Source organism: Gemmatimonadota bacterium, from assembly GCA_026705765.1.
Lineage (GTDB): Bacteria > Latescibacterota > UBA2968 > UBA2968 > UBA2968 > VXRD01.
In genome coordinates, this window is the sequence record JAPPAB010000174.1 from 1 (window position 1) to 24,136 (window position 24,136).

23 protein-coding genes are annotated in these 24,136 nt (G+C 50.9%); 3 read left to right on the plus strand and 20 right to left on the minus strand.

All coding sequences use genetic code 11. The annotated features are described in order from the left end of the window. Nucleotides 1-507: 507 nt before the first annotated feature. Nucleotides 508-1,026: a ferritin gene (locus tag OXH16_21935; GenBank protein ID MCY3684067.1), complete on the minus strand. Its 519-nt coding sequence runs from the start codon at nt 1,024-1,026 to the stop codon at nt 508-510. 262 nt (nt 1,027-1,288) lie between these two features. Here OXH16_21935 and OXH16_21940 point away from each other — a divergent pair, with 262 nt between their 5' ends. Next, nucleotides 1,289-1,771 (plus strand): ferritin, encoded by a 483-nt coding sequence (locus tag OXH16_21940; protein ID MCY3684068.1) that lies wholly within the window; start codon nt 1,289-1,291, stop codon nt 1,769-1,771. Between the two features lie 70 nt (nt 1,772-1,841). Here the strand turns inward: OXH16_21940 and OXH16_21945 are convergent, their stop codons facing one another. The 19 genes from OXH16_21945 to OXH16_22035 all read right to left on the minus strand — a co-directional run bounded on the left by OXH16_21945 (nt 1,842) and on the right by OXH16_22035 (nt 22,034). Further along, nucleotides 1,842-2,621, minus strand: a complete 780-nt coding sequence (locus OXH16_21945) for a heme ABC transporter ATP-binding protein (protein MCY3684069.1) — start codon at nt 2,619-2,621, stop codon at nt 1,842-1,844. Beyond that, nucleotides 2,621-3,721 carry an iron ABC transporter permease gene (locus OXH16_21950; protein MCY3684070.1) on the minus strand — a complete coding sequence of 367 codons (1,101 nt, stop codon included), beginning with the start codon at nt 3,719-3,721 and terminating at the stop codon, nt 2,621-2,623. The genes OXH16_21945 and OXH16_21950 overlap by 1 nt, the downstream gene beginning before the upstream one ends. After that, nucleotides 3,718-4,575 (minus strand): hemin ABC transporter substrate-binding protein, encoded by an 858-nt coding sequence (locus OXH16_21955; protein MCY3684071.1) that lies wholly within the window; start codon nt 4,573-4,575, stop codon nt 3,718-3,720. Before OXH16_21955 ends, OXH16_21950 begins: the two co-directional genes overlap by 4 nt. Beyond that, nucleotides 4,575-4,898 carry an antibiotic biosynthesis monooxygenase gene (locus OXH16_21960; protein ID MCY3684072.1) on the minus strand — a complete coding sequence of 108 codons (324 nt, stop codon included), beginning with the start codon at nt 4,896-4,898 and terminating at the stop codon, nt 4,575-4,577. The genes OXH16_21955 and OXH16_21960 overlap by 1 nt, the downstream gene beginning before the upstream one ends. Nucleotides 4,899-4,924: 26 nt before the next feature. Continuing rightward, complete coding sequence (locus OXH16_21965) at nt 4,925-5,689, minus strand: hypothetical protein (protein MCY3684073.1); 765 nt, start codon at nt 5,687-5,689, stop codon at nt 4,925-4,927. 30 nt (nt 5,690-5,719) lie between these two features. Further along, entirely contained in the window at nt 5,720-8,050 is a 2,331-nt protein-coding gene (locus tag OXH16_21970; protein ID MCY3684074.1) for a TonB-dependent receptor, read from the minus strand. A 43-nt stretch (nt 8,051-8,093) separates the two neighbouring features. Beyond that, on the minus strand, nt 8,094-8,723 hold the full coding sequence (locus OXH16_21975; protein ID MCY3684075.1) for a hypothetical protein: 630 nt from the start codon (nt 8,721-8,723) through the stop codon (nt 8,094-8,096). After that, nucleotides 8,720-10,381 (minus strand): PepSY-associated TM helix domain-containing protein, encoded by a 1,662-nt coding sequence (locus OXH16_21980; protein ID MCY3684076.1) that lies wholly within the window; start codon nt 10,379-10,381, stop codon nt 8,720-8,722. Before OXH16_21980 ends, OXH16_21975 begins: the two co-directional genes overlap by 4 nt. A 48-nt stretch (nt 10,382-10,429) precedes the next feature. Next, nucleotides 10,430-12,820, minus strand: a complete 2,391-nt coding sequence (locus OXH16_21985; GenBank protein ID MCY3684077.1) for a TonB-dependent receptor — start codon at nt 12,818-12,820, stop codon at nt 10,430-10,432. A gap of 197 nt (nt 12,821-13,017) precedes the next feature. Further along, nucleotides 13,018-14,409, minus strand: a complete 1,392-nt coding sequence (locus tag OXH16_21990) for a c-type cytochrome (GenBank protein MCY3684078.1) — start codon at nt 14,407-14,409, stop codon at nt 13,018-13,020. 99 nt (nt 14,410-14,508) lie between these two features. Continuing rightward, nucleotides 14,509-15,579 (minus strand): peptidase M75, encoded by a 1,071-nt coding sequence (locus tag OXH16_21995; GenBank protein MCY3684079.1) that lies wholly within the window; start codon nt 15,577-15,579, stop codon nt 14,509-14,511. Between the two features lie 20 nt (nt 15,580-15,599). Continuing rightward, complete coding sequence (locus OXH16_22000; protein ID MCY3684080.1) at nt 15,600-16,841, minus strand: outer membrane beta-barrel protein; 1,242 nt, start codon at nt 16,839-16,841, stop codon at nt 15,600-15,602. Nucleotides 16,842-16,978: 137 nt separating this feature from the next. Continuing rightward, nucleotides 16,979-17,740 carry a PepSY-associated TM helix domain-containing protein gene (locus tag OXH16_22005; protein MCY3684081.1) on the minus strand — a complete coding sequence of 254 codons (762 nt, stop codon included), beginning with the start codon at nt 17,738-17,740 and terminating at the stop codon, nt 16,979-16,981. Next, nucleotides 17,737-18,312 (minus strand): FMN-binding protein, encoded by a 576-nt coding sequence (locus OXH16_22010; protein MCY3684082.1) that lies wholly within the window; start codon nt 18,310-18,312, stop codon nt 17,737-17,739. The genes OXH16_22005 and OXH16_22010 overlap by 4 nt, the downstream gene beginning before the upstream one ends. A gap of 21 nt (nt 18,313-18,333) precedes the next feature. Next, a complete protein-coding gene (locus tag OXH16_22015) occupies nt 18,334-19,452 on the minus strand; it encodes a hypothetical protein (GenBank protein MCY3684083.1) in 1,119 nt (372 codons plus the stop codon). 270 nt (nt 19,453-19,722) lie between these two features. Continuing rightward, the gene (locus tag OXH16_22020; GenBank protein MCY3684084.1) at nt 19,723-19,944 is read right to left on the minus strand and encodes a sterol carrier protein domain-containing protein; all 222 of its coding nucleotides are present in this window, start codon (nt 19,942-19,944) and stop codon (nt 19,723-19,725) included. Between the two features lie 26 nt (nt 19,945-19,970). After that, the gene (locus OXH16_22025) at nt 19,971-20,585 is read right to left on the minus strand and encodes a GNAT family N-acetyltransferase (GenBank protein ID MCY3684085.1); all 615 of its coding nucleotides are present in this window, start codon (nt 20,583-20,585) and stop codon (nt 19,971-19,973) included. Between the two features lie 38 nt (nt 20,586-20,623). Further along, on the minus strand, nt 20,624-21,325 hold the full coding sequence (locus tag OXH16_22030) for a hypothetical protein (GenBank protein MCY3684086.1): 702 nt from the start codon (nt 21,323-21,325) through the stop codon (nt 20,624-20,626). A 139-nt stretch (nt 21,326-21,464) separates the two neighbouring features. After that, complete coding sequence (locus OXH16_22035; GenBank protein ID MCY3684087.1) at nt 21,465-22,034, minus strand: nitroreductase; 570 nt, start codon at nt 22,032-22,034, stop codon at nt 21,465-21,467. A 289-nt stretch (nt 22,035-22,323) separates the two neighbouring features. Here OXH16_22035 and OXH16_22040 point away from each other — a divergent pair, with 289 nt between their 5' ends. After that, nucleotides 22,324-23,301 (plus strand): Gfo/Idh/MocA family oxidoreductase, encoded by a 978-nt coding sequence (locus OXH16_22040; protein ID MCY3684088.1) that lies wholly within the window; start codon nt 22,324-22,326, stop codon nt 23,299-23,301. Beyond that, complete coding sequence (locus OXH16_22045; protein MCY3684089.1) at nt 23,298-24,047, plus strand: glycosyltransferase family 2 protein; 750 nt, start codon at nt 23,298-23,300, stop codon at nt 24,045-24,047. Before OXH16_22040 ends, OXH16_22045 begins: the two co-directional genes overlap by 4 nt. Nucleotides 24,048-24,136: the final 89 nt, after the last annotated feature.

A 24,136-nucleotide genomic window follows, 5' to 3' on the forward strand; every position in this document is an offset into this window, starting at 1 on the left:
CGCGTGACTTGAGGATCCCCCCGCCGGAGTAGATGACCGGCCGGCGGGCCGCGCATGATCGAGTGTCTTGTGTTTCAACTCGTCAAAGGTTCACAATAAGTACTGTGACACCTTCCGACTCCTGTATGGGAGAGAATCGGTTGTTGCCAGAATATATGGCGCATCGATCATGGGGATACCAATGGCCCGCTTATATGACAACTTAGATAAGGGGAGTGTTGCTTTGGGGAGTTGATCTGGATGGGGAAACGATCACGGGCCGCAGGGGAGCGGTGTGCTCGACCAAATCATAGTGCGGGGCAAGTATTGAGGGGAAAAATAATACTTGGGCAGACAAGATAGCAGATTCAATTCTGTAATGCAACTCTTTTTCTATGCTATTCTCCTGATATTTTGCAACGCAAAGCCATATTTTTAGATGAAATACTTATTGGCATATTGAGAGAAAATAATAAATAGAGTTTCATTTGTCAATAAATAACTCTTGTTTAACGAGTTACAGGCTTGCTATTGGCCCTCGGCAGTGTCTGTGCCGTTGAGTTGTCGCTGGGCGAGGTCGCGGTCGAGCAAGAACAAGCCGTTGCCCTCTATGCCGACCAGCTTGATCGTGTCGATCAATTCCCTGACAATGGCTTCTTCTTCGACCTGTTCAGCAATAAACCACTGGAGAAAGGTATGGGTGGCGTGGTCGCGTTCGGACAGGGCGAGATCGGCGATGTTGTAGATGCTTTGAGAGACTCTTTGTTCCTGGGCAAGGCTGTCTTCAAATACTTCCAGAGGGCTGTCCCAACACTGTTTGGGGGTATCAATGGCGCTAAAGCGTATATCGGCCTCGCGGTCGTCAAGGAAGTCGTATATTTTCATGCCATGGGTGAGTTCTTCCTGGGCTTGAACGCGCATCCAATGGGCAAAGCCGTTGAGATTTTGCGTGAGAAAATACGCGGACATCGCCAGATAACTATAAGCCGAGTAATATTCCATATTGAGTTGCTCATTGAGCGCGGCGTTTATGTTTGTGTTGATCATGGTGTCCTCCTGTTGCGATAGGGGGAGAAAAACAGTATCCAAAAGGGGGGGATAAGTATAAGAAAAATATGGGTTTTGTCAACCTGTTAAAATAACTGATTGATTATACTTTAGTTATATAAGAAATTCCCAATGGTGTAGTGAATTTTTCTATTGATTCTTTTTGCAAAATTGCGTAAACCTTTAGTAACTTTTGGATGTGGAGCATTTGATTACCCCAGTGTGGCCCATAAGTCACCCAACAGGAGGTTTGTTTTTTCTTATGATTCCCGAAAAGGTCCTCATGGCTTTGAACGAGCAACTCAATTTTGAGTTCCATTCGGCATTTCACTATCTCGCCATGGAGACGTATTTTCACGAGGTAAATCTGCACGGGTTTGCCCATTATATGCGCGAGCAATACAAAGAAGAACGGCAGCACGCGCTCAAGATTGTGGATTATATTAATGCGCGGAACTGTCGGGTTCTGCTCAAGCAGATCGCCGAACCACCTTCTGAGTGGGCATCCCCTCTGGAGGTTTTTGAAGATGCGCATCAGCAAGAGCAGAAATCCAGTGGGATGATCAATGATCTGGTTGATCTCTCACTGAACGAGCGCGACCATGCAACGGAGATTTTCTTGAAGTGGTTTATCGAGAAACAGGTAGAAGAGGAGGCGCAAATCAGCAGTATTGTGCAAAAGTTGAAGCTGGTAGGCGATGACGCTTATGGTCTGTTTTTACTGGATCGGGATATGGGGGGATAGATAAGCGATCGTGTCTGCAGGCAGACTGAATACAGAAGCACTCTCAGAGATATACACTGAGGGTGCTTTTTTATGTGGGTACAATGAGAGGAAATTTTTTGACGGGATGGATAATTTGCTGTACGCGAATATCAAATGCATCTGAAATCACTTCTGGCGTCAATACCTGATCGGGAGCACCACTGGCCACTTGTTCGCCATTTTTCAATACATGTACCTCGTCGGCATATTGGGAAGCCAGGTTGAGGTCGTGCAACACGCAGAGCACACCTGTTTCATTGCTGGCCCATTTCCGTGCCAGTTGCAATACCTGATGTTGATGCGATAAATCCAGGCTTGTCGTTGGTTCGTCCAGCAGCAGGTATCGCCCTGCGGTGAGATGTTTGTCCCAGATTTGGGCCAGTACGCGCGCAAATTGCACCCGCTGTTGCTCTCCTCCCGATAGTGTTGGATAAACGCGCTGTTCCAGGTGCGCCACGCCTACCCATTTCAAAGCCTCCTGTGCAATCTCATAATCCCGCGCGCTTTCTATGCCTTTTACGTGTGGGAAGCGCCCCATGAGCACCACGTCTAAAACGCGGAAGGGGAAAGTCAAAAAAGACTGTTGTGGTAAAATCGCGCGCTGTTTCGCACATTCAACAGGTGTTAAATCGGCAATCGGACACCCATCTATCCTGACCGTTCCCTCAGAGGGGACCCACTCACCACACATCACTTTTACCAATGTGGATTTGCCCGCGCCATTTGGCCCGAGCACGGCTACAACTTTGCCCGGTGCGATCTGGATCGAAACGCGTTTGAGCAGATGGTGCCCATCAATCAGAACAGAAACCTGGCGCGCTTCAAACATCAAAACACCTGTCGGTTGCGATTTTGTAGTAATAAAAACAGGAAAAAGGGTACGCCGATGACTGCTGTTACAATGCCTATGGGCAATTCGGCAGGTGCGACAAGCGTGCGTGCTACCAGATCAGCGGCCATCAATAGAGAAGCCCCCAGGAGTGCTGCCCCCGGGATTAAGTAGCGATGATCTGGCCCAATTGACAACCGCAGAAGGTGCGGCACCACCAGGCCGACAAATCCGATTATGCCCACCACAGAAACCGATGCACCCACAGCGAGCGCGGCCAGTGTCACCACTTCGCGCTTCATGCGTTCGACAGATACGCCCAGATGTCTGGCTTCGGCTTCGCCCAATAAAAAGATGTTGAGCGCGCGTCCATAGAGACCGAGCAAACAGACTGATATAATAATAAAAGGCGTTACTACGCTCACCGAGGTCCAGGTCGCGCCACCCATGTTGCCCATGCTCCAGAATGTGATATTGCGCAACTGGGCATCTGTTGCCACAAATGTCAATAAACCCGTTAATGCACCGCTCAACGCATTGATGGCAATGCCGGCCAACAGCATTGTTGCAACAGCTACGCGTCCACTTGTCGCGGACAATTGATAGACCAGTAGTGTTGCAGCGACCCCTCCGATAAATGCGGCAATGGGCAGTGTAAAGATGCCCAAAATCTCCGACAGGCCCTTCAATACAGTCGCACCCAGGACAATCACCGATACCGCAGCTAATGCGGCGCCACTTGACACGCCAATCAAACCGGGGTCGGCCAATGGGTTGCGGAAAAGCCCCTGCATGGCAGCGCCAGATACAGCCAATCCGGCTCCGACGAGCACGTTCAACAGGACTCTCGGTAGCCGAATGGCGACGACAACAGCTTCCTGGTGCGATTGAAATGTTTGCTCAACAGAAAATCCCATTCGTTTTGCAAAAATCGACAAAACCTGTGCGGGTGTAACAGATACTGCGCCAATGCCCACCGAGGCCACCACCAGTACGCATAGCAAGGCGCACAGTGCCAGCAATATCAGAGAGGTTCGTTTTATTTGTAAGCGCGAAATGCGAATACCATCCCGTTGTAAAACTGTTGGTGCCGCGCTCATGACCCATCTTTCAATTGTGGGTGTAATAGATGAGACAGGTCGCGCACTGCATCGGCCAATCGGGGACCGAATCCCAACAGATAAATGCCATTCATCGTCACAATGCGCCGTTTCTGCCCCGCCGGTGTCAATGCTACGCCGGGTACTTTGAGCAGATCATCTATATCACCCAGGCTTTCCAGTCCGCTTTCGAGCATCAAAATGACATCGGGTGCCGCAGCGACTACTGCCTCAGACGTTAAAGGTTTATATCCGTCGTATTCGGTCACGGCATTCACGCCGCCTGCCAAATTGATCACGGCATCGGCAGATGTATTTTTTCCCGATACTAACATTGTGCCCTGCCCCCGTGCATAGATAAATAATACGCGGGGATGACGAGAGACTTTTGCGAGCAATTGGCGCGTTTGCTGCATATCGTCAGATAATTTTTGTGCGAGAGCCTCCCCTTTTTCCGTCTTTTTTATTGCGCTGGCAATCACACGGATCTTTTTTAAAGCTACATCTACGGTATGTGAGTCGGGCAGTACCACTACCCGTACGTCGGCCTGGCGAATTTGTTCCAGAGCCGCGGGTGGCCCCGCATCTGCACTGGCCAATACCAGGGTTGGGTTTAGAGACAATACGCCTTCGGCTGAGAGCCGGCGCTGGTATCCCACTTTGGGCAGGGATGTCGCGGCTTCGGGATATTGGCTGGATGTATCTACACCTACCAGGAGTGAATCGGCGGCGAGTGCGTACACAATCTCTGTGATGTCGCCACCTACCGATACGACGCGCTGTGCGTGTTCATCGGCATGGGCTTGTGCGAATAATCCGCAACACAGGATTAGAAGAATGATTACGCGACGCATTAGACCGTCTCCTTACGTTCAGAGCCCAGAAAAACCTCGTGAATCTCCAATTGGTTTGAACCTGTAAACGCCTCTTTGGGCAACGATCCCGATCTGGCGTGGCCTTTTTGAAATGCTTCGGAATTGACCCAGTTTTTGAAATGTTCGTGCGATTCCCAAAAGGTGAGCACGATATAGGGATGATCCTTTTTTTTCGGGCGTAATACTTTGTTGGAGATAAAACCCGGCATGCCATCCACCAGGTGTGCTCGATTGCGAAAACGCTCTTCAAATTGCTCGGCGTATTCTGGATTTACAAAGATGCGATTGGCAACAGCTATCATAACAGACCTCCTGTCTCGTGTTTCAATTACCGAAGCGAGCGCGTCCCGTCGGGTTGAAACGTGTAAGTGAAATTGTAAAAACGCGATTGTGCACCGGTAGATGGTACTGCGTCACCGCCTTTGTAATAGCTCGTAAATTTGAGCTTGGCATAGCGTCCATCTGCGGTGCGGATAACCAGTACGACCCCCGGGTTCATCAGGATAGCATGGGGTGGAAAACCCTCAGGCCCGGTATATGTGTACCATGCTCTGCCGATAGCGGGAAGACCGGCCTGATCCTGTACGTATCCCGATTCGGGGGCTGTTGATAGGGTATCGTAATCTGTTGCTGTGAAAATGATTGCACCACCTTGACCGGGACCACTGATACCGCTGTTGGTTAAGACGGTCGTGGATTTAAACGCGAGGTCCCATTTTGTGGAGTTGGAATCTGCCGGCGATACAATGGCGCTGTCTCGAAGGCTGTAATACGTGAAGGCGTCCTTGCGATCCGGATCGGCGGGAATATCGCGTGCGTTCACTTCTGTTAGTGTTGTGATTGGCGCAGGGGCTGGCGCGGCTTCACTGCCGAATACCTGGACGAAGAGTAAGAAGTCTGCAAAATCAACCATTCCACTGTTGTCGAGGTCGTATAAGGCCTCTGTTGTGCCAAAAGCCTGGGCAAACTGGAGAAAGTCGGGAAAATCGACTTTGCCACTGCCGTCAAAATCGGCATTGGACGGTGTTTGTGCCAGGGCTGGCGCTGTTGCTAAAACAAGAATACAAAAGAATAACAGGTTTAGAGTTTTCACGACGGTATCCTCCCTGAAAATTTGAAGTGATTAGAAGCTCTTTGTCAATCCCGCATAGAGTGTTCGCCCGGGTAGTGAAGGGGTGTAGTCCAGTCGTTTTTCATCGAATATGTTGTCGATGCCCAATTGAACTGTCGCTACTTTGCGGATGTGTTGGGATATGGAGATGTGCCAGAGGTCATAACCGGGTGCATATTCTTCTGGTGCGTCTAAGATGGTATTTAAGTTGCGGTCGCGATAACCGTACCGCCCCCGATAAATACCGCGCAAACTCCCGCTAAATCCGAGTTTCTCATTGTGAAAAAAGAATCGCATAGTGGCCATGTGTTTTGAGCGGTTGTACAAACCGCCGTATTCGGATATTTCAACGTGGCGCAGCTTGTTGGTTTCTGTGTCAATTTTTACAATTTGATCGGCTTCGATTTTGTCTAGGACTTCTTCGTCTCCGGTTTCCAAATACTGATAGCCCGCAGATAAGGTCACGCCTGGGAATGGGTTTAGTGTGAGGTCGCTTTCTATGCCTTTTGTAAAGACGCGATTGAGGTTGAAATAGGTATAGACACTCTGGCCGCTCATTTTGCGCGCGATGGGCGAGGCTTCGATGAGGTCCTGTACGTTATTGCGGAAGAAATTGATTTTGGCGGATATACTGGGGCGCGGGGCGATTTCAATGCCTCCGTTATATGAAACCGCACTTTCGGCGCGAATCTGTTCCAGGGATTCAACATCTTGCAAGATGGCGGCAATACGGCCTTCGCGCTGTAGTAATGCCAGGCCTTCGCGCATGAATGTTGATCCCAACACGGAATAACCCACGGAGGGATTTGTAAAATCCAGATACAATTGCTGAAAGGTGGGTGCTTTGAAACCACTGCCGATGGAGGCGCGGAGACGCAGAGAGGGTATCGGTTTGATGAGGAGTGCTGCTTTGGGACTCAGACGGGTTGCGTAATCGCTGTGTGCATCAATGCGTCCGCTGAGGACGATGTTGAGATAGGTGGTGGGCAACCATTCTTCTTGCAAAAAAGCAAAGGTGTTTTGCGAGGTTTGTCGCCCACCTGTGATGCGGTCTGCTTTGACCGATTCCCAAATGCCTCCTGCGCCCACTGTGATCAGATTTGTTTTTCCTATGAGCTTTTGGGCCTGTACTTCGGCTTTGTGATAGGTTTGGGCAAAAGTTGAGGCAGAGTAGGTCTCGCCGCTGTTGCGATAGGTGAGTTCGCTTTTGGTGTGGTATCTGGTGGTGTAAAATTTTCCCGTTATTTGGAGACCGGGTGTCCATTGAAAGACGATTTTGGGATTGATATTCCAATCCGTCAGTCGCGCATCACTGTGGATGGCCTCTATCGCACCGTTTGCGTAGATCTCATCCAGGCTGTACTGGTCTTCTACAAATACCCGCGCCGCAAGCGATAGCGTGGTTCGTTGATTGGGGTGGTAAACGATTTTGGGATTTAACGTGTAGGTGACATATTCTGGCGTGGTTGGAGAAATCGTTTCGGGGGTGTGGTCATATCCGTCACTTTGGCTTCTGTCGATAAAGAATGAGGTTCCAATCTCGCGTTGGTGGGTTTCTAATTCGCCGGTGATATTCAAAGAACCGAAGCTCCCATAGCGCGGACGCACAGATATGGAGAATGGTTTTTCAGGCATTCGCGTGATGAGGTTAATCACCCCGGCGAGTGCCTCACTGCCATAGAGCGACGATGTAGGTCCTTTGACGATTTCTACTTGCTCGAGATTGTTCACCAAAAAGCGATCCAGGTCGAGCGTTCCCGCTGTGCGTCCGATGATGGGTTCGCCATCCAGGAGAATAAGCGTATAATCGGGGTCAAATCCCTGCATCTGAACGCCCATGCCGTGATCGGATATGACGGACAGCCCGGTTTGTTCGGCCAGTAAAGCTCCCAGATTTATTACGCCAGATGCATCGATTTCTCGTTTGGTAATGACCTGGGTTTGGATGGGCGCATTTTCGACTTTGCGAGACGATTTGGTGCCTGTGACAACAATCGGTGGCAATGCAATGGTTTCGGGTGTCAACACGATGGTCATTCGCGCGGTGGTGTTTGTCGAGATTTTTATTTCTTTTTGTATGGGATGATATCCTACCAGACGCGCTATTAGGACGTAATCACCAGCCTGCACATTGTTGAAAGAAAACCGCCCTGTCGATGAGCTCGCAGTTCCCAATGATGTATTTGCAATGGTGATATTCACATTGGGTAGCGGCGTTCTTTCAGATGTTTGCACCACGCCTTGAATCCGACCTGTTTCATCTTTTGCCGCAACGGCATTGCATTGCCAGATCAGGAAGAGGAGCAATCCAATCCATTTCATTCCATCCAGTACGTATCTCATAAGGGCCTCTTTTCCAGATATTGCTGCTGGAAACAGTATTGGTTTAGTTGAGATGAATATGTTGCGGGTTATAATGTATTTGAGGCAAGGGTGGTAGTATTGTATCTGAGAGATCATCGCATTCTTTTGGGAAGTCGTCGCATTCTTTTTGTTTGGGCAAAATGCCTGCGACCTCGCAGTCTTCGATAAATTCCAGGCGTTCTTGGGCGCTGGCGAGACTGTCGCTCATAAGGCAAAATTCATCTGTGGGAAGCACCAGTGTTGTCGATCCATAATTGACCGTAATATGCGATGCCTCAATCGTTCCCTGTTCGACCTGACTGTGTATTGCAAATATTGATTGGCACAATTTTGCAAAGCAATTCATGCACATGCAGATATTGACATAGCCGTAAAAGAGGCAAATGTGGTCCTCTTTGTAGCGATAAACACAGATTGGGTGTGTGCCTTCGGTGTTGTTCGCCAGGATTTGTGAATTGTCCATTGCGTGTTCCTCCAAATAGTTTGTGAGTTGGTTATGGTTGGATGGGGTGGGCGATCTTTTTTTGCACTCGCTGCCCAGGTTGTGCGCCAGAATGAATGCCATCAAGAGTGTCCAGATGAAAACGCCAGAGGGGATGCACAGCAATACGGATGCCCCACTGCTCCATAGAATGAGCGTTTTGGTTGTCAAGTCACAGGCTCCTCTTTGACTCTGGACGAAGGCCACATTGCACTGCGCCACAACAAATAGAACCAACCGATGATGGCCCCGAAAGTGAGGGCCGCGAAAATTGCGATAGTAGCCCAGACGCCCGTTGGTGTATCGGGCAGAGAAGATGCAACAGGTGGGCCGGGTATTGCGCCCGGTCCCTCAAATACGGTTTTGTAAGTGGTATTGTCCCACATTGCGATTTGCAATTGAAGCGGGGTATTGGGTTTAGTGGTGAGGGTGACCGTTGGTGCAGATGCCATTCCTTTCAAATTGACGGATTCGCCCTCCAATTCGCCTATAGAAACTCCTTTGTAATTTGGAAAACCTTTGCCCAAAAACTTTGCGGTGAGTCGCATGCCTTCTGATGGATTGCAAGGAACTGCACAGGTCATTCTTATTTGATAGGGGCCAACGGGTTGCTCGGTGATGACAAATGGTGGGGCGGTTTGTGCGCCGTAATTGTAAATGCCTTCAATTGTGGAGAACACTGCAACAATAAAATATGCCAGTGTGAGAATGAAGGACACGGTTGCACCGCGCAACCACGGAAATGCTTGCGAGGGAATAGATTTCTTGCGCACTACCCATAGGTACGTACCTGCTAAAATTGAAAACGACAGCACCAATCCAAAAATGCACCAGATGATTTTGGTTGCGAGACCGCCGAAATAGCCAAAGTGAAGGGGATCTACCAGATCTGTAATGAAAGGTATGGCTGCGAGGTCTGCGCTGTGTTGTATGGCAATAACTTCGCCGCTAAATGGATGCAACAGTATTTTGTTGGCTCGGTCTCTGACGAGTGGATTGCCCGCTTGTCCGTCCAAATAGACCGGTGCGCCAATACGAGTTGGCAGGCGCAGAGATCGGATTGTCAGGCCGGGAAACGCCGCCAGGGCGCGTTTTGCGTATTCGTTGGGCGCGTGCAACGCGGGCTGTGGACCGTAATTGTCGAGTGATGTTTTATCGACCTGAGGAAGAGGCGGTGGCAGCAGTGCTTTGTAGTTGTCTGCGGCTTGAAAACACACTTCAACAAAGTAGAACACGCCTGTAGCCGCACTCAGGAAGACGAATATGAGCACCCATATTCCCGTGGTTTTGTGCAGGTCTGACCAGAGCCTGCGCGGTCCTCTATCCGCGCGTAGTGAGAACAATTGTTTGAGCCAGCCTTTGTAAAAAAAGAATCCAGATAGACTTGATACGAGCAATGTAAATGCGGTGAGCGTGACGAGGACGATGCCTCGCGTGCCGTCGAAAAAACGCCGGTGAAAAGTGCGAAAAAAACGCTGCACATTAAAAAAACTGGTATGGCCTTTCAGCACGCCGGTATATGGATCGAGATAGACTTTTCGCGTTTGTCCGTTTAGGGATACATACGCCAGGGCAGAAAAACCATTGCCTTCGGGTGCATAAATGCCCGACGCGATTCCGTCGGGAAACTCATCGCCCAATGTTTTGTACATTGCACTCCAATCATAAGGCGCGTTGCGGGTTTCGACGCGCATTGCGGGATTGAACAACCAATCTATTTCATGGGATAGAGTGGCAAATGATCCGGAAAAGCAGACCACAAAAAGCAGCAAGCCAGTGTTTAGCCCCAACCAGCCGTGCAGGCGAAAAAGTATCTTGCGCCAATTCATTTTGCCGTTCTATCCCGTTAGATGCCGTGTTGTTCAGGCCTTCTTTAATCAGAATTGATAGCGGACGGTCGTGTCAAAGCTTCTGGGCGTGCCTCTAAACCCACCGATGCGACCGCCATAACCGCCTGGGAAATATTCTTTGCCTGTGAGGTTGTGCAAATTGACGGCGATTTTGAATCGGTCGTAGCGGATGAATATGCCACCGTTGACGACAAAGTAAGAAGGCAGGTTGTCGTCTGTTTGGAACGTCGTGCGCTCGCTGAGATAACTGCCGCCCAGGGCGAAACCGATTTGAGAAGCTGGAGAAAGTGGCATATCATAGCGAGACCAGAATCCGATGGTGTTTTTTGGGTTATTTGGGTTCTTTTTTCCGACATTGTCCGGGTTGGTGTCTTTGGTAATTTCGGCTTTGAGGCTGCGCGCAAAACTGCCGTGTACACTCCAGCGGTCGGTGATAATACCGGCCATGTCGAGTTCGAAACCCTGGCTTTGAATTTCGCCGACCTGAACTCTGCGATCTGGCATGTCTTCGGGCGGGTTTGGATCTCTGAGAATGACATTTTCCTTGGTGATGTGATAAAGCGCGAGGGTGGTATTAAAACGGTTGTCTAAGAATGACGATTTCGCGCCGCCTTCTATTGTCCAGCTATTTTCAGGATCAAAGGGGCCGCCATATCGGTCGGGGTCAAATGTGTAGCTGGAACGGACGGGTTCAAATCCCTGGCTATAACTCAGATAGGTCGAGATTGACGGGATGAGCTTGAACACAGCACCGCCGCGCAAAGACCACTGAGAGTCGCTGGCCCGGTTGTTCGATCCTTCTTCGGCTTTGTCTTCGAATGAGTCGTAGCGGGCACCTATCAGCACGTTGAGCTTATTACCGAGGGCGATCTGGTCTTGAAGATAAAAACCGAAGGCCGAGATGCGGTTGTTGAGGCGCGTGGTCAATTGGGAAATGCCCCGCGGAATATCTACCCCGTAATAGGAATATTTGAGTGGGTTGTTTGCTTGCGCGAAAACGGGATTAAAGATATTGATATTGGGCACCGGCCCGCCCCGGCTGGCGTCTCGAGCGGTTGCAAAGCGGTAAAGACCTTCTGTGAGGGTGTATTCCACGCCCGAGAGTACCGTGTGGTTGATTGATGCGGCGTTGATATCGTAGATCAGGTTTGCGTTGACGGCTCGCTGCTGTTTTTCGCGATACTGATCTCGGAATTCTCGCAGCATGGTTTCGCCGTCGGCGAGCAGGCCGCGGGGTTCGTGATATTCTTGCCGCCGTTGGTTGGTCAGGTAACTGGCCGAAACGTCAAATTTGAGGTGGTCTGAAAAGCGGTGGTCTGCGCGGAGGCGATAGACATAGGCTTCGATGCTGATAAAATCGTCGGGTTCGTTGACTGTATAATCGAGGGGAAGCTCGACGAGTTCGTGGTTGAAAAAGGGGACGCCTCTATTGCGATGGCCTTTATTGAGTTCGTCAAACCATTCGCCGTTTATTGAAATAGATGTGCGGTCTGTAGGCAGCCATATGAAACCGCCGTTGAAGGACGAGTAAATGAATTGTTCGTGTTGGCGGTATCCATCATCATTGGCATGGTTGACGTTGACTTTGTAGAGCAGTTTACCAAAACCAGGGGTTACGGGTACGGGTCCTGTTGAAGAAAAGTTTGCCTGAGATTTTGAATAGGATCCGAGCGTAAGCTTGAGTTCGTTTTTTTGTCGCGCACTTGGTTGTTTGGTAATGACGTTAATAAATCCACCGGGTCGCGATTGCCCATAGAGCGCGCCAGCAGGACCTTTGACCACTTCGACGCGTTCTACGTCGTCTAAGCGCATTCGGTTGAAGAAGCCGTGTACCTGATTGAGACCGTTTTGCTTGACTGCGCCGTCTCCTGTGGTGCGAAAGCCGCGCATGTTAAAGTCGAGGTATTCGCTGAAGGGATTGACACCACTAACGTTTTGCAGCACGTCGGTGAGATAGGTCAGCCCCTGGTCTTCGACGAGATCGCCATTGATGATTTGGACGGACTGGGGCAAGTCGCGCAAAGCGGTGTTGGTGCGCGTTGCAGTGGTGCGGTCTGAGGCATACCCTTCTTCGACAACTGTGATTTCATTGAGGATGTATGGCGTGTCTTCAATGAGGGTGATTGCGATTTTGGGGACTTGTTTTGGGGTGACAGATATGGTTTGTTCAATGGTTTTATAACCGAGATAACTCGCGATCAGGACATGGTCTCCGTGCGGCACATTGGGAATCACAAAATACCCCTGGTTATCTGCCACAGCACCCAGGCGCGTGTTTTTGAGCACAATGCTCGCACCGGGAAGTGGCTTATTTTTTTGATCTAAAACTTGTCCGCGAATGGTATTTGTTTGTGCGAGGACCGGTGTTGAATAGATCGCGAAAACAACGAGCAATAGTAACCGATAAAAATTTGACATGTTGATTCTCCGCATTGATGAGATATTGGGGTTGAGAATTTTAAAAATCTGTACAACTCCATTTTCTTTTTGCATCTATGGTGCATAAATTTTATGTTTAAAACATGCTGCGCCTCCTTTGAGGTGTGGCTCTCTGCCATCGGTTTTCTGCTTTGACGGGCGATAACCGGTGGCATTTTTGTTTTTTGTGCAGAACGCTACAATGATTGCAGAAAGGCGAGCAATGCGTCGCGGTCTGTTTTGGACAAGTTTCGCACGGCTTCGCGCGATTGTTCGGCTTCGCCGCCGTGAAACATAATGGCTTCGAGCAGGGTTCTGGCTCTACCATCGTGTAAGAAGGCTGGAACTCCGCTGACGGTTTCCGTGAGTCCAATGCCCCACAGTGGGGGCGTTTTCCACTCGCGGCCATCGGCTTCGTAGTCCGGACGATTATCGGCGAGGGCTTCGCCCATGTCGTGGAGCAACAAATCAGTGTAGGGGTGAATGGTTTGATTCGATAGCGACGAGATGCTGTGGTTGCCTGTTTTAAATGTGGTTGTATGGCAATTTGCACAACCGGTTGATTCAAAGAGTGCTTCGCCTCGCAATGCCTGTGGATCATCCCACAGACGCCGCGCGGGCACGGCGAGGGTTTGTAAGTAAAATGTGGTGACGTCCAGTATTTCCTCTGAGATTTCCGGATCGTCGTTGCGGCCATCGTGCTGGGGTTGTCCGGCTACGGATTCCTGAGGGAAATAGGGGTTTGTAACGCCCATGTCCTCGTTGTACGCGCCGGCAGTTTGTTGCAAAAGATCGGGGTTGTTGGCTTTCAGGCCAAAACGCCCCAGTTCTCTTTGGCCTGTTCGAAAATTGTACACGTAATTGGGGCGGCCCGATATGCCGTCTCGATTGGCATCTCCGGGATCTGCTAGGGCGAGGATATCGGACTCGGGGATGGCTTCCAGGAGGCCACGTCCAAATACGGGCGGGGCCATGCGTGCTGACAGGAGTACACCCGCGGGCAGTGGTTGATATGCGTCAACAATGGTGTAGATGGGGTGTTTTAAGTAAACCTGTTCGCCATCGGATAGGGTTTCTGTTGTTTCATAAAAGCTGACTTGAACACGCGCTTCGAGTGCGACGCCATAGTTTGAGCGGTCGCCGAGCTGTCCGCCAAAGCCGGGAACGGGTACAGGACCGCCGTGCGGGGTGAATCCGGGCAGGCTGACGCGCATGAGCATGGAGCCGACAAAGGGTGGTTCAGAGCCGAATGCACCGCGTCCTCGCCCGTCGCGCAGATGACATCCCACGCAAGAGGTGTGGCTAAATACGGGACCCAATCCGGGGTTGACGTCTGCAGGAGCCGTGACAAAGACTTGTTCAAAGGCGAGATCACCCGCAAAAAATTTGTCGAGTTCGTCGGGTGAAAGTGTCGGTATGGGCATTTCAAAAGCCTGGCTGGATGCGTCGAAGACGGTTGCCGCCTCCCCGCCAGATAGGGCACTGTCAGGCGAAGGAACGATATCGGGACCAGCAGGCTTGTCACTGCCGCAGGCCAAAAAGAACAGGATTGCGGTAATGGTGTATAAAATTTGGCGATCTATTTTCATATTTCATGATTCACTAAGGACACGGAACAGTTCACGACGCTAAGCATAGCCTGCCCATCCCCACCTCAGGACGGTGGAGTTGGGCGGTGTGGGGTCTGGCTACTGTTCTGCCCGTACCAGATCCATAACATCCCCTTCGAGCGTTTGTTGCAAAGTTGCAATGGCCTGTTGCGCCGCTGTTATTTGCGCGGCGTCGGAGGCGAGGGCATCGCGGAATGGGAAGGAGATTTTGCCAATTTCTGTAATGGTCGCCTGAATTTCCGCTTTGACACGCTGGTCGAGGGCAGGGTCTTTGCTTTTGATAAATTCATCGAGGCCCATTGCTTCAACATTGTAGCCTCCTTCATAAACATTTCGAATGCTGCGCATGTTGTCTTGAAAATCGAGGAGGGAGTTAAAGCTAAATTGCGATTCCACCAGGCGTGTGTCTTGCTCGGTAAAGGGATCGGCAATTTTGCCGTTTCCAACTTCGTCGGCAATACCGACCATGCCGTTGACCATTTCCTGGACAGCGGCTTTTTGCGTGGTGTAGGCACTGCTTCCCGCGCCGGCATTGGCCACCTGTGCGCGGAAGTTTTCGCCGGATGCGATCCAACTCGTGTGCAAGTCTGTTGCCGCGTCTTCGAGCAATTCTGTTGCTGCGATCAAATAATCGTATTGGCGCGGAGTGAAATCGTCAATGGTTTTGCTGCCGCCTTCGTCAAAGAGCAAAAATTCAATGGTGTGAAATCCCTTGAGTTCGTTGGCGAGGTTGTTTACGGATGCTTTAGTCAAAGGATCGCTGCTGCCCAGGACGGCTTCGAGGTCCGTGCGGTTGACGGGCCAGGAATCCAGCGCGGGGTCATAGCCGCTGAAATCAACGGGTCCGAACAAAAAACCCTCGCTTTGTTCCCAGGGCGTACGCGCGGCCACCCATTTTGCTCGGGCTGTTCCCAGCGTAGCTGACGAGGGATTGTTTTTGAGATTCGTCACTGCGGTGAGGAGGTCTGTGGAGACGTCGGCAAGGTGTTTGTAGGTCGGGATAACTGTTTTGTCGGCAAAGTCGGTCAAGATGGGTGAAAAATCATATCCGGGTTCTGGTTCTGGCGCGACCGGATTTTCGCCCTCGCTGCTGCAGGCCGCGAGGGATAGGATGAGGATAATACCGAGTAAGGGTTTAATGCATTTCATGGTGATTCTCCTTTAAAAAGTTAGAATTGAAAACCGAGTGCAAAACTAGCGGTGTTTTCGCCGTTGAAGTTACCCGTTCCCACCCGGCGCATGGCATAGTCGCCTTTCAGGACGACGGCGTTGCCCATGGTGTAGTTGATGCCGAGCGTGTAAACGCGGCGTTGGAAGCGTGGGTTGTCAAAAAAGTTCTGTGGCATTTCGGCCATTGTGTCGTAGCTGTCAAATCGAAAGAACAGATGGCATTGGTCCTCCTTATGCGAGGAGAAAAAGGGCATGATGTCATAACCGGCTTCGGCGTAAAACGCATACGCGGCACTGGCAACGGGCGTTCTCAAGACATCGAGGTTGTTGGACAATGTGCGGTTGCGCTCGCTGACAATGTCCGCATTTTGCAGGTTTCCGTAGAGGTACATGCCCTGTGCGCGGAAGCGGTTGTATCGCAGCACAGCGTGGACATCAAAAATGGATACGTAGGCGTCCGTATCTTTCATGTCGGGTTTGGGGCGGTTGTCGGCGCTGTTGCCGCGATAGCCCGATACGCCAAAGGTGAGGCCATCAAAGAGGCGATAGTCCAACCGACCCACAAGGGCCATGTTGGTTGCGCGGACTTCTTCAAAGCGCGTTTGATGCCCGCCCACAATCCAGTTTTGCGAATCGAAGCCCGTGGCGTCTAAGCCGTTGACGAGTTGGAGTTGATAGGTCAGGCGATTGGTATGACCACTGATTTCAATACCTGTTTCGTGCCATATTGCCGGAATAACCGCGGTTTCCGATTCGGGGCGGCGGGTGCCAAAAAAGTCCGTGGGATGGTATTGCTCTGTGGTGAGGCCCACCGCGACGTAGAAGTGGCCCAGGCGGATGTTGAAGGCGTCGCTAAATCTGCGTTTGATGTAGAGTTCTTCGAGGATGACTTCCCCGCCTTTTTCCACTTCGGTTTCGTATTCGCCAAATTCCTCGTATTCGATTTCGAGGGCACCGCCCGTACCGCCGTGTTCGATTTCCACTTCGGTTTCCAGTTCGACACCGCGCAGCAGACGCAACTCCATTTCGAGTGCCAAACGCGCGATATCAATGGTGGCGCGGCTATCTGGCGGCGAACCCGCTGGGCCGCTTTTCTGGTCGGGACCGTAATCGAAGTGGGAGTAGATGAGTTCACCGTATCCCGTGAATTTGATTTTGGGCGCTGACTTCTGGTCTTCTGCCATGATGCTTATGGGCAGCGCGAGCGTTAGACAGATGCTAAATAAAAAACGTCGGTTCATAAACCTCCCCTGTGTGAATATTGACGCTGAAAAGGCGTGCTGTTATATTGTATCTTGCAAGCGCAGAGGGTTTGATCTCTCTGTCGCGTGTGGGTGATCGGTGATGGACCGCCAAGTCAGAACCGATCGCCCTTTTTTTATGTGCGATGTATGCGGCGCTTTCGGGTGCGCCACCAGATGACCAGGCCAGAGATGGACAGGCCGATCAGGCCCCAGGCGGCGATGTCGTAGAGATAGACAAACCAGTCGGCGAAGAAATAACCCGTGTGAATCTGGTGCATGATCGTGTAGAGGTCGCGTCCGGGTTTTGTAGATTGACCGACGGAGGCCCAGGTTTTTCCGCCGTTGGAACTGGTGAGCAGACCGCCTGAGGTCCACAGGTTCAAGTTTTGGGTGGAGCCTATGCCAATGCGCTGGAGGCGGATGCCTTCGGCAAGGGGCATAAATCCGAGGCCGACTTGCTCCCAGACGATGCCGCCATCGGTTGAGCGGATGAGGCCCAGGTCTTCGAGGACGACGTAAATGTGGTCTGGGTTGTCGGGTGCATAGGCGATGTCAACGGCGCGTTCTGCCGCGAAGAGCATGGGGACTTCGGTCCAGGTTTTGCCGCCGTTTTCAGAGGAATAAAGAGCCGAGCGCGTGCCGCGATAGAGGTGTTGGGGATCGCGGGGGTCAACTGCGAATGAGAGGGTGCGTTCTGAGGGTGCGCCGAGTAGGCCGGGGTGATTGAGCAAAAAACCCGAGACGGCGAGAAGAGATAAAAATATGAGTGCGCCGATGCCGACATAGCGATGGAGTTTGCGGAAAAATTCGGCGCGTTTTTTTCGCGTTTTGGGCTGTTCTTTGTGAAGCGGGATGGTTTTGCTCCTGCGCGCGGAGGCTTGAGGTGTAGCACTCATTGGGGTTCTTTTTCCGTGTAAATGACATCGAGGACGGTGAGAACTCTCTTCACGCCCGCATTTAAGGCGCGTACGGATAGGGTTGCGCCACTGATGCCGATAATGTCGCGGTTGAGGCGAATGTGATGATCGATGTTTTTGTTTGTATATTGGGTCAAGAATCGCTGGCGTTTGACCTGACCGCCTCGCGATTCGCGATAGACCATGATCCATACACCGCCAACGCGGTGGTCGGGCTTGACTTTGACGATGAAGGTGATGGGTTTGTAGAGGCCTATTTGATTCGCGATGATCGCATATCCCTGATGTCGGTCATTTTTTTTTGCCTGAAAAATCGTGAAATCGGGTTCTTCGAGGCGCCATCCCAACCGCCGTTCAATGCGCTGGCGTTCTTGTGGGGTTGGGGTCCAGACTTCGCTCCAGAGCGTGTCTGCATCTGGGAAGGCTTTTTTTAGAGCCTGTTCTTCTGTGAGGTAAACAGTGATAGCCTCTGGGCCATCGGGACCTTGCGCGAATCCGAGTCCCGACAGGAGGCAGACCATGATACAGAATACATACTTATTTTTTATCACTGTTTTCTCTAACTTCTTTTTTTAAAAATACGATGCAATCGAAAAGAAGAGGCGTCCAATGCCGTCGCCTCTGTCGCCATTTGCCGGCGTTTTATAGGTGGTGTTGTAGTCCAGCTTGAAAGCTGTATCTTCAACGGGACGGAAGTTCACGCCCAAGGTGATCCCGTATTCCGAATCGCCAGTTATCGAGGTATCAAAATCGACCCAGTCCCAGCGCGCGATGGCTGTGAACACGGATTCTGATAAGAAATGATCGTGCCCAAAATGAAAGTTGGTCTGTGCATAAGCACCGCGCTGGTCGCCGTTAAATCCATCGGCGGTGGCCTGTCCGTATTCGCCCTGAAGTTCAAAGGGTCCCTGTGTAAATTGCGCGTCGGCTCCGAAGATGGAGAGGCGGTTGTTGTTCGCATCGTCGTATTTGCCCGTGTGGAAAGATGCGCCGAGGTCAATACCCAGGCGCGGACTGAAGCCGAACCGTCCGACGAGTGCTTTGTCGTGGTTGTTGTCCGTTTTTTGGCTGCCCCGTCCGCTTCGAATGCGGAGATTGCCGCCGGAGTTGACTTTTTCATTGAACCCGTTGACGAGGTAGAGTTCATAAGTTGCCACAGAGAGTTCGGAGGGATAAAAGGTGCCAAAGAAGCCCATTCCTGCCTCTGAGAGGGTGGATGGCATGATCTGACGGTTCACGGTGGGGCGTTCGGTAAGGTCGTTGAGCGGGCTGTCGTGCAGGAGGTTGAAGCGCCCGAGCGGGGAGAGTATGACACCACCCCGATAGTTGAAGGCTTCTGTAAAGGTGAAGTCCATGATGGCGAATTCGAGTTTGATTTCGCCATCGGTGTTGCTGCTGCCTTTGACGAGACCGCCGTGTTCAAATTCGATTTCGCACGAAACGTGAATTCGGTCGGTGATTTCCGAAAAGATGAAGGGGATGAAACGGTGCTGGTCAAAGGTGCTGTCTTTTCCTTCTGTCCACTCAAATTCGTGGTCAATATATCCGCCGATAGCCACATTTCTGCCCATGCGTTTGATATAGGGTTTGTCGTATATGCTGCCGGGCAATTCGGGTCGTTTGTCTTCTTCGGCTATGGTGGGTAGTGCAAATGCCAGAGATAGAAACGAAGCGAGCAGTTTGAAGCGCATGCTTTTCTCCTGTGTGAAACACAATGCCATTCAAAGTGGGTTGACATGATGCGCGAAAAACCCTACTTTGAACGCGAGTCGTGCTTATGGCGTGACTCAGACCATCTGTCGTGAGCTGGCTGGCTCTCGAAACGACAGGTGGTCTTTTTTGTTTGGCGGTCTATAAAAATGTTTTACTAATAAAACACTCGCCCAACAAATAAAACAAGTGTTGGGTTTATGTCAATATTTTTTTACTAATTTAAATGAATGGGTGAACCCACCCGTTCACTAAAATCGGTCGGGCCACCAAACGTGTGGATGACCGAGTGGAAAGAGGGCTTCCAGTACAGGAATAATTTCCTCAGTTACCGAAATATCGGGTTCAATGGCAAGATCTTCAATGCTTCGCCGCCCCATCATCAGTTGGATCAGCTTGTCCTGCGGCGTCTCAAGGTGGAAGGTGTTAGCCCGGCTGTTGGTGTGTGCAACGCAGCCCCGATCAATTTCCAAACAATCCTGTCCCAGATCTGTCGAGATTAGAATCTCTCCACGCCACTGTGAGAGATGGGCAGAGCGCCGAAGACGAAATACCCAATCACCTCACCGGCTTCGCTCAGGACAACAAAAGGGTCAGCGACAACCCCAAAGTCACCCGTCGTCGCGAATTCTTTCCAACCGATTTCTTTTTTTAACAGCGTCCCTGTTCGTTCAGCGTTGTTTACTGCGTAGAGATCCAATATTTTCGGCGCGTCCTCTGTCTCAAATTTTCGGATCTGATATGTAGATGTAGCTGCTTGCACTTCTTCTGTATCAAATTCCACGTATGTTTCCGGCAGAACTGTCGCATAGCCAAATTTATAGTAGAAGTTTGGAATACCAAAGAGCATGGAGACATCGAATCCGTTCTCGGTCATGTACGCCATGGTATGCTCCATGACGCGCCGAGAGTATCCCTTGTTGCGATGTTCCTCCTTCGTGCCGACCCCGCAGATGCCACCCATCTTGAGTTGTGCAGACCCGAATCGCATGTGGTATTCACGGAGCCCGACTGAGCTCACTTTTTCCTCGTCTTCAGTTGAAAGCCAGAATGCCCAGTTTTTTAAAGCCGGTCGAGACACCCTATGCGTAATATCATAGCGGTCAATTTTCATCGAAACACCTCTATTGCTGCAACTGTTATTCTCACACATTACATTTCTCGGTTTTGCATCGCCACGAAGTGGCGTTCCACCCGGCCTGTCGCCAGCATCGTACCGATGAGCAGTAACCATAGAACGAAGGCTGGACCACTGAAATGATGCAGGCTGATCGTTGCGTCTGTCCATATAAATTGCATAGCGATGCCGATAACCGCAGATGCGGGTGCGACATATCTGAGCTGACCGCCGACCTTCCACTGGTACCGCGCCGCGAGGATGAGCGCCAATCCAGCTGCCGAGAAACCGATTTTGCCGGTGAACCATCGAAGGTATTCGGTCGTCTCTGCCGTGGCGGTCACTTCTGGTGCAATGGCAACAAGCGCGATTGTACACACCCCGGAAATGATCGTAAAAAGACCAGACACAGCGAACAGCACCGGTACCAGAGGCGTACCCAGCCGCTCCTTGATAATCCAGGTTCTCGTCAAAAACCACGCACCTGCAACCAGTGCAACCCCCGAGAGCAGCCTGCCAGCACCTCCCGTAGCGTAAAGGCCACCACTCTCTGAGATCGCGACGAGCGATTCAGCAAACGTGGGCCGATCCGCGTCGGCGGCGACTCGTCCAATAACGGCAACACCTGTTGCTAATGCAGTCAATATCAGAGACAGCCCACCTTTACGAGCGTTGGAATCCTGTGGCCGATCAACTATCTCCTCGTCCGAAGTTGATGGATGCGCTGATTCTTTCATAATGATACTCCTTTTATGTGGATACAGTTGTTTGCACATCTTCCGTATCAAGTTCCACCCATGTCTCCGGCAGCACTGTTGCATAGGGTAGGTAGGCGATATAGAACAAAGAATTCAAAGCCATTCATCGTTAGCGGAATCAATCCGTCCAGCTCAGCACCTCTTCGAGGGGTTTGCGCCTCGGTTCTGGTATTTCATCCGGATATCCAGTATAGAAAAATCCGATGATGTATTCGTTCTCGGTATCTACATCCAGCAATTTGCAGGTGTTTTCTTCCAGGGTGATCGGCCCCGTGCTCCACTGCATGCCAATCCCTTCTGCCCAAGCAGCCAACTGTACATTTTGCATGGCGCAACACGCGGCTGCATAGTCTTCTCTGTTCTTGATTTCATCGCCATCTTGCAAACAGGCCACTGCAATAATTGTGGGCTTTGACATGAACTTGGCATAACCGGCTTCTTTTAATATGCGCCTGGCCTCGTCGCTGGCACCTTCAGCCGCTTTTTCTTCCTGAATTTCGCTGTAGCGTTGCGCCAGTATTTCTTTGGTTTCTTCTCCCAGGACTACAAATCGCCACGGTTCTGTCAAATGGTGATTGGGTGCCCAAAGACCGGCCTCAAAAGTTTTTTCAATCACATCTTTGGGCACACCACCCGGTTTGAACTTAAAAATTGTGCGCCGCGTGTGAATAGCTTCCAAAACGTCCATTGCTTTCCTCCTGTTGGATTTCTATAAAAAATGACCAAAAAAGTCTTAAAATTTGGTTTGGTAGTAGTCTTTTTTGTTTTGTGATCTATAAAATTGTTTTATTAGTAAAACACTCGCACAACAAGCAAAACAAATGTTGGGCTTATGTCAACAAGTTTTTTTATTTTTTTCTCAAATTATGATAAGTTAGATTAATTTAGCTTGGCGATTAACTGAAAAGGGTTGAATTTTCGGAGCAAGTACCTATTATAGCGCAGTGTTTTTTCGATCTCAATGCGAGGAGAGCAAAATGCCTGATAGATTAAAGGTCGCTGTTATTGGCGCGAGTGGCATTGGGCAGCACCACGCGCGATGGCACCATTTGTCGGGGTCTCAGGTGGTGGCATTTGTGGGTACTTCGGAAGCGTCGTGTGCAAAGACCCGGGCGCAATTGCAGGCGTATTTTGGATTTGATGGGCGCGCTTATACAGATGTGGCGCAGATGCTGGCGGCTGAACAGCCCGATGTGGTCGATGTTTCAAGTCCTTTTAATCTGCACAGAGACCATGCAATTATGGCTCTGGAGAGTGGGTGCCATGTGGTGTGCGAAAAGCCCCTGTGCTGGGATGTGGATAGGAGTCTGGATGATATTTTGGCAGATGGACGGGCTGTGGTGCATTCGGCGGAGCAGGTGGGTAAGTCGCTGGTGATGTCTGCACAATATCCTGCGGGGATTTCAGTTTATCGCGATTTTTACACGCGTGTGCGGGGGGCGTGGGATGCGATTGATTCACTTGAGATGGAGATGGAGGTGAAGGGGCGCGGGGGATCAAAGGCGCGGGAAGATATCTGGATTGATGTGGCTTCCCATCCATTGAGTTTGGTTCTGGGGTTTTTGCCAGGGGGGGAAATCGATTGGGCTACGGCCTCGTGTGCAATAGGCGAGCGGGAGAATCGCGTGGGTTTCGAGGTGGTTACGCCCAATGGACGGTGCGATGTGCGGTTTGTTTTGCGCGATATCGACGCGGGGGTTCCCGTGCGGCAATTTGGCGTTAATGGCTTTTTGGTGAATTGGGAGGGGTTTGCCGATGAGGAGGGTATTTATCGCGCGCGATTAGTCCACGGAGACGAGGCTGTGATTTGCGATGATTTTATGCATATTTTAATCGATGAATTTGGCAAGGATGTACGCGGCGAAGGTGGGCGGATTGTGGTTTCTGGTGCGGATGCTTTGAAGAATTTGCAGTATCAAATTGCCCTGTTAAAGCTGGCGGATTGGTCTGTATGAGTGCGCGATCAGACATTGGGGTAGTGATTACCGCGCACAATTACGGTCATTATCTCGCCGCGTGTTTGGAATCGGTTTTGTCACAGACGCTTTTGCCCCGTCAGGTGCTGGTGGTTGACGATGCGAGTGAAGACAATGCGGCAGATGTTGTGGCATCATTTTCCGATGTGCAGTACTGTCGCGTGGATTTTCGCAATGGCAATCGCGCTCGGAATTTTGGGTTTTTGAAGGTTTCGACTTCTTATGTCGCGTTTTTTGATGCGGACAATGTGATGATGCCGCGCTTTTTAGAGGTGCTCTACGGTGCATTGGGAGAAGTTTCCCACGCGGCTTATGCTTATGGCGATCGCATTGTGTTTGTAGATGACGATTTACAGCAGGGCGATCGCGAGGTGTCTGGTCCGTTTGACGTGCGGCGATTGCGCGCGGGAAATTATATCGATCTCGCTGCGTTGATTCGAGCTGATAGCTTTCCCGGATTCGATCCCGCTGTGCGTCGATATCAGGATTGGGATTTGTGGCTAAATATCGCGCTTAAACAGGGGGGGATTGGGCATTATGTGTCCGAGACATTATATTATTATCGGGTGCATGCTCAAAGTGTAAGCCAGCGGGAAGATCGAGATAGGGCTATGTGGCGTATCCGCAGAAAATACCATCTCGGCTGGGGCGCGCTACCCCTGCTGCGCCATTCTTTTAAGCTCTATCAACTCGCGCGGAAGACGAAGTCGTTTTGGACGGGGTGAGCGGTTGAGGCGCTCGCTGACCAGTGCTATCTTGACATGATGCGGTGTAGGCGTTACTTTTTCGGGTGTGTACGATACACCTCTTGTAA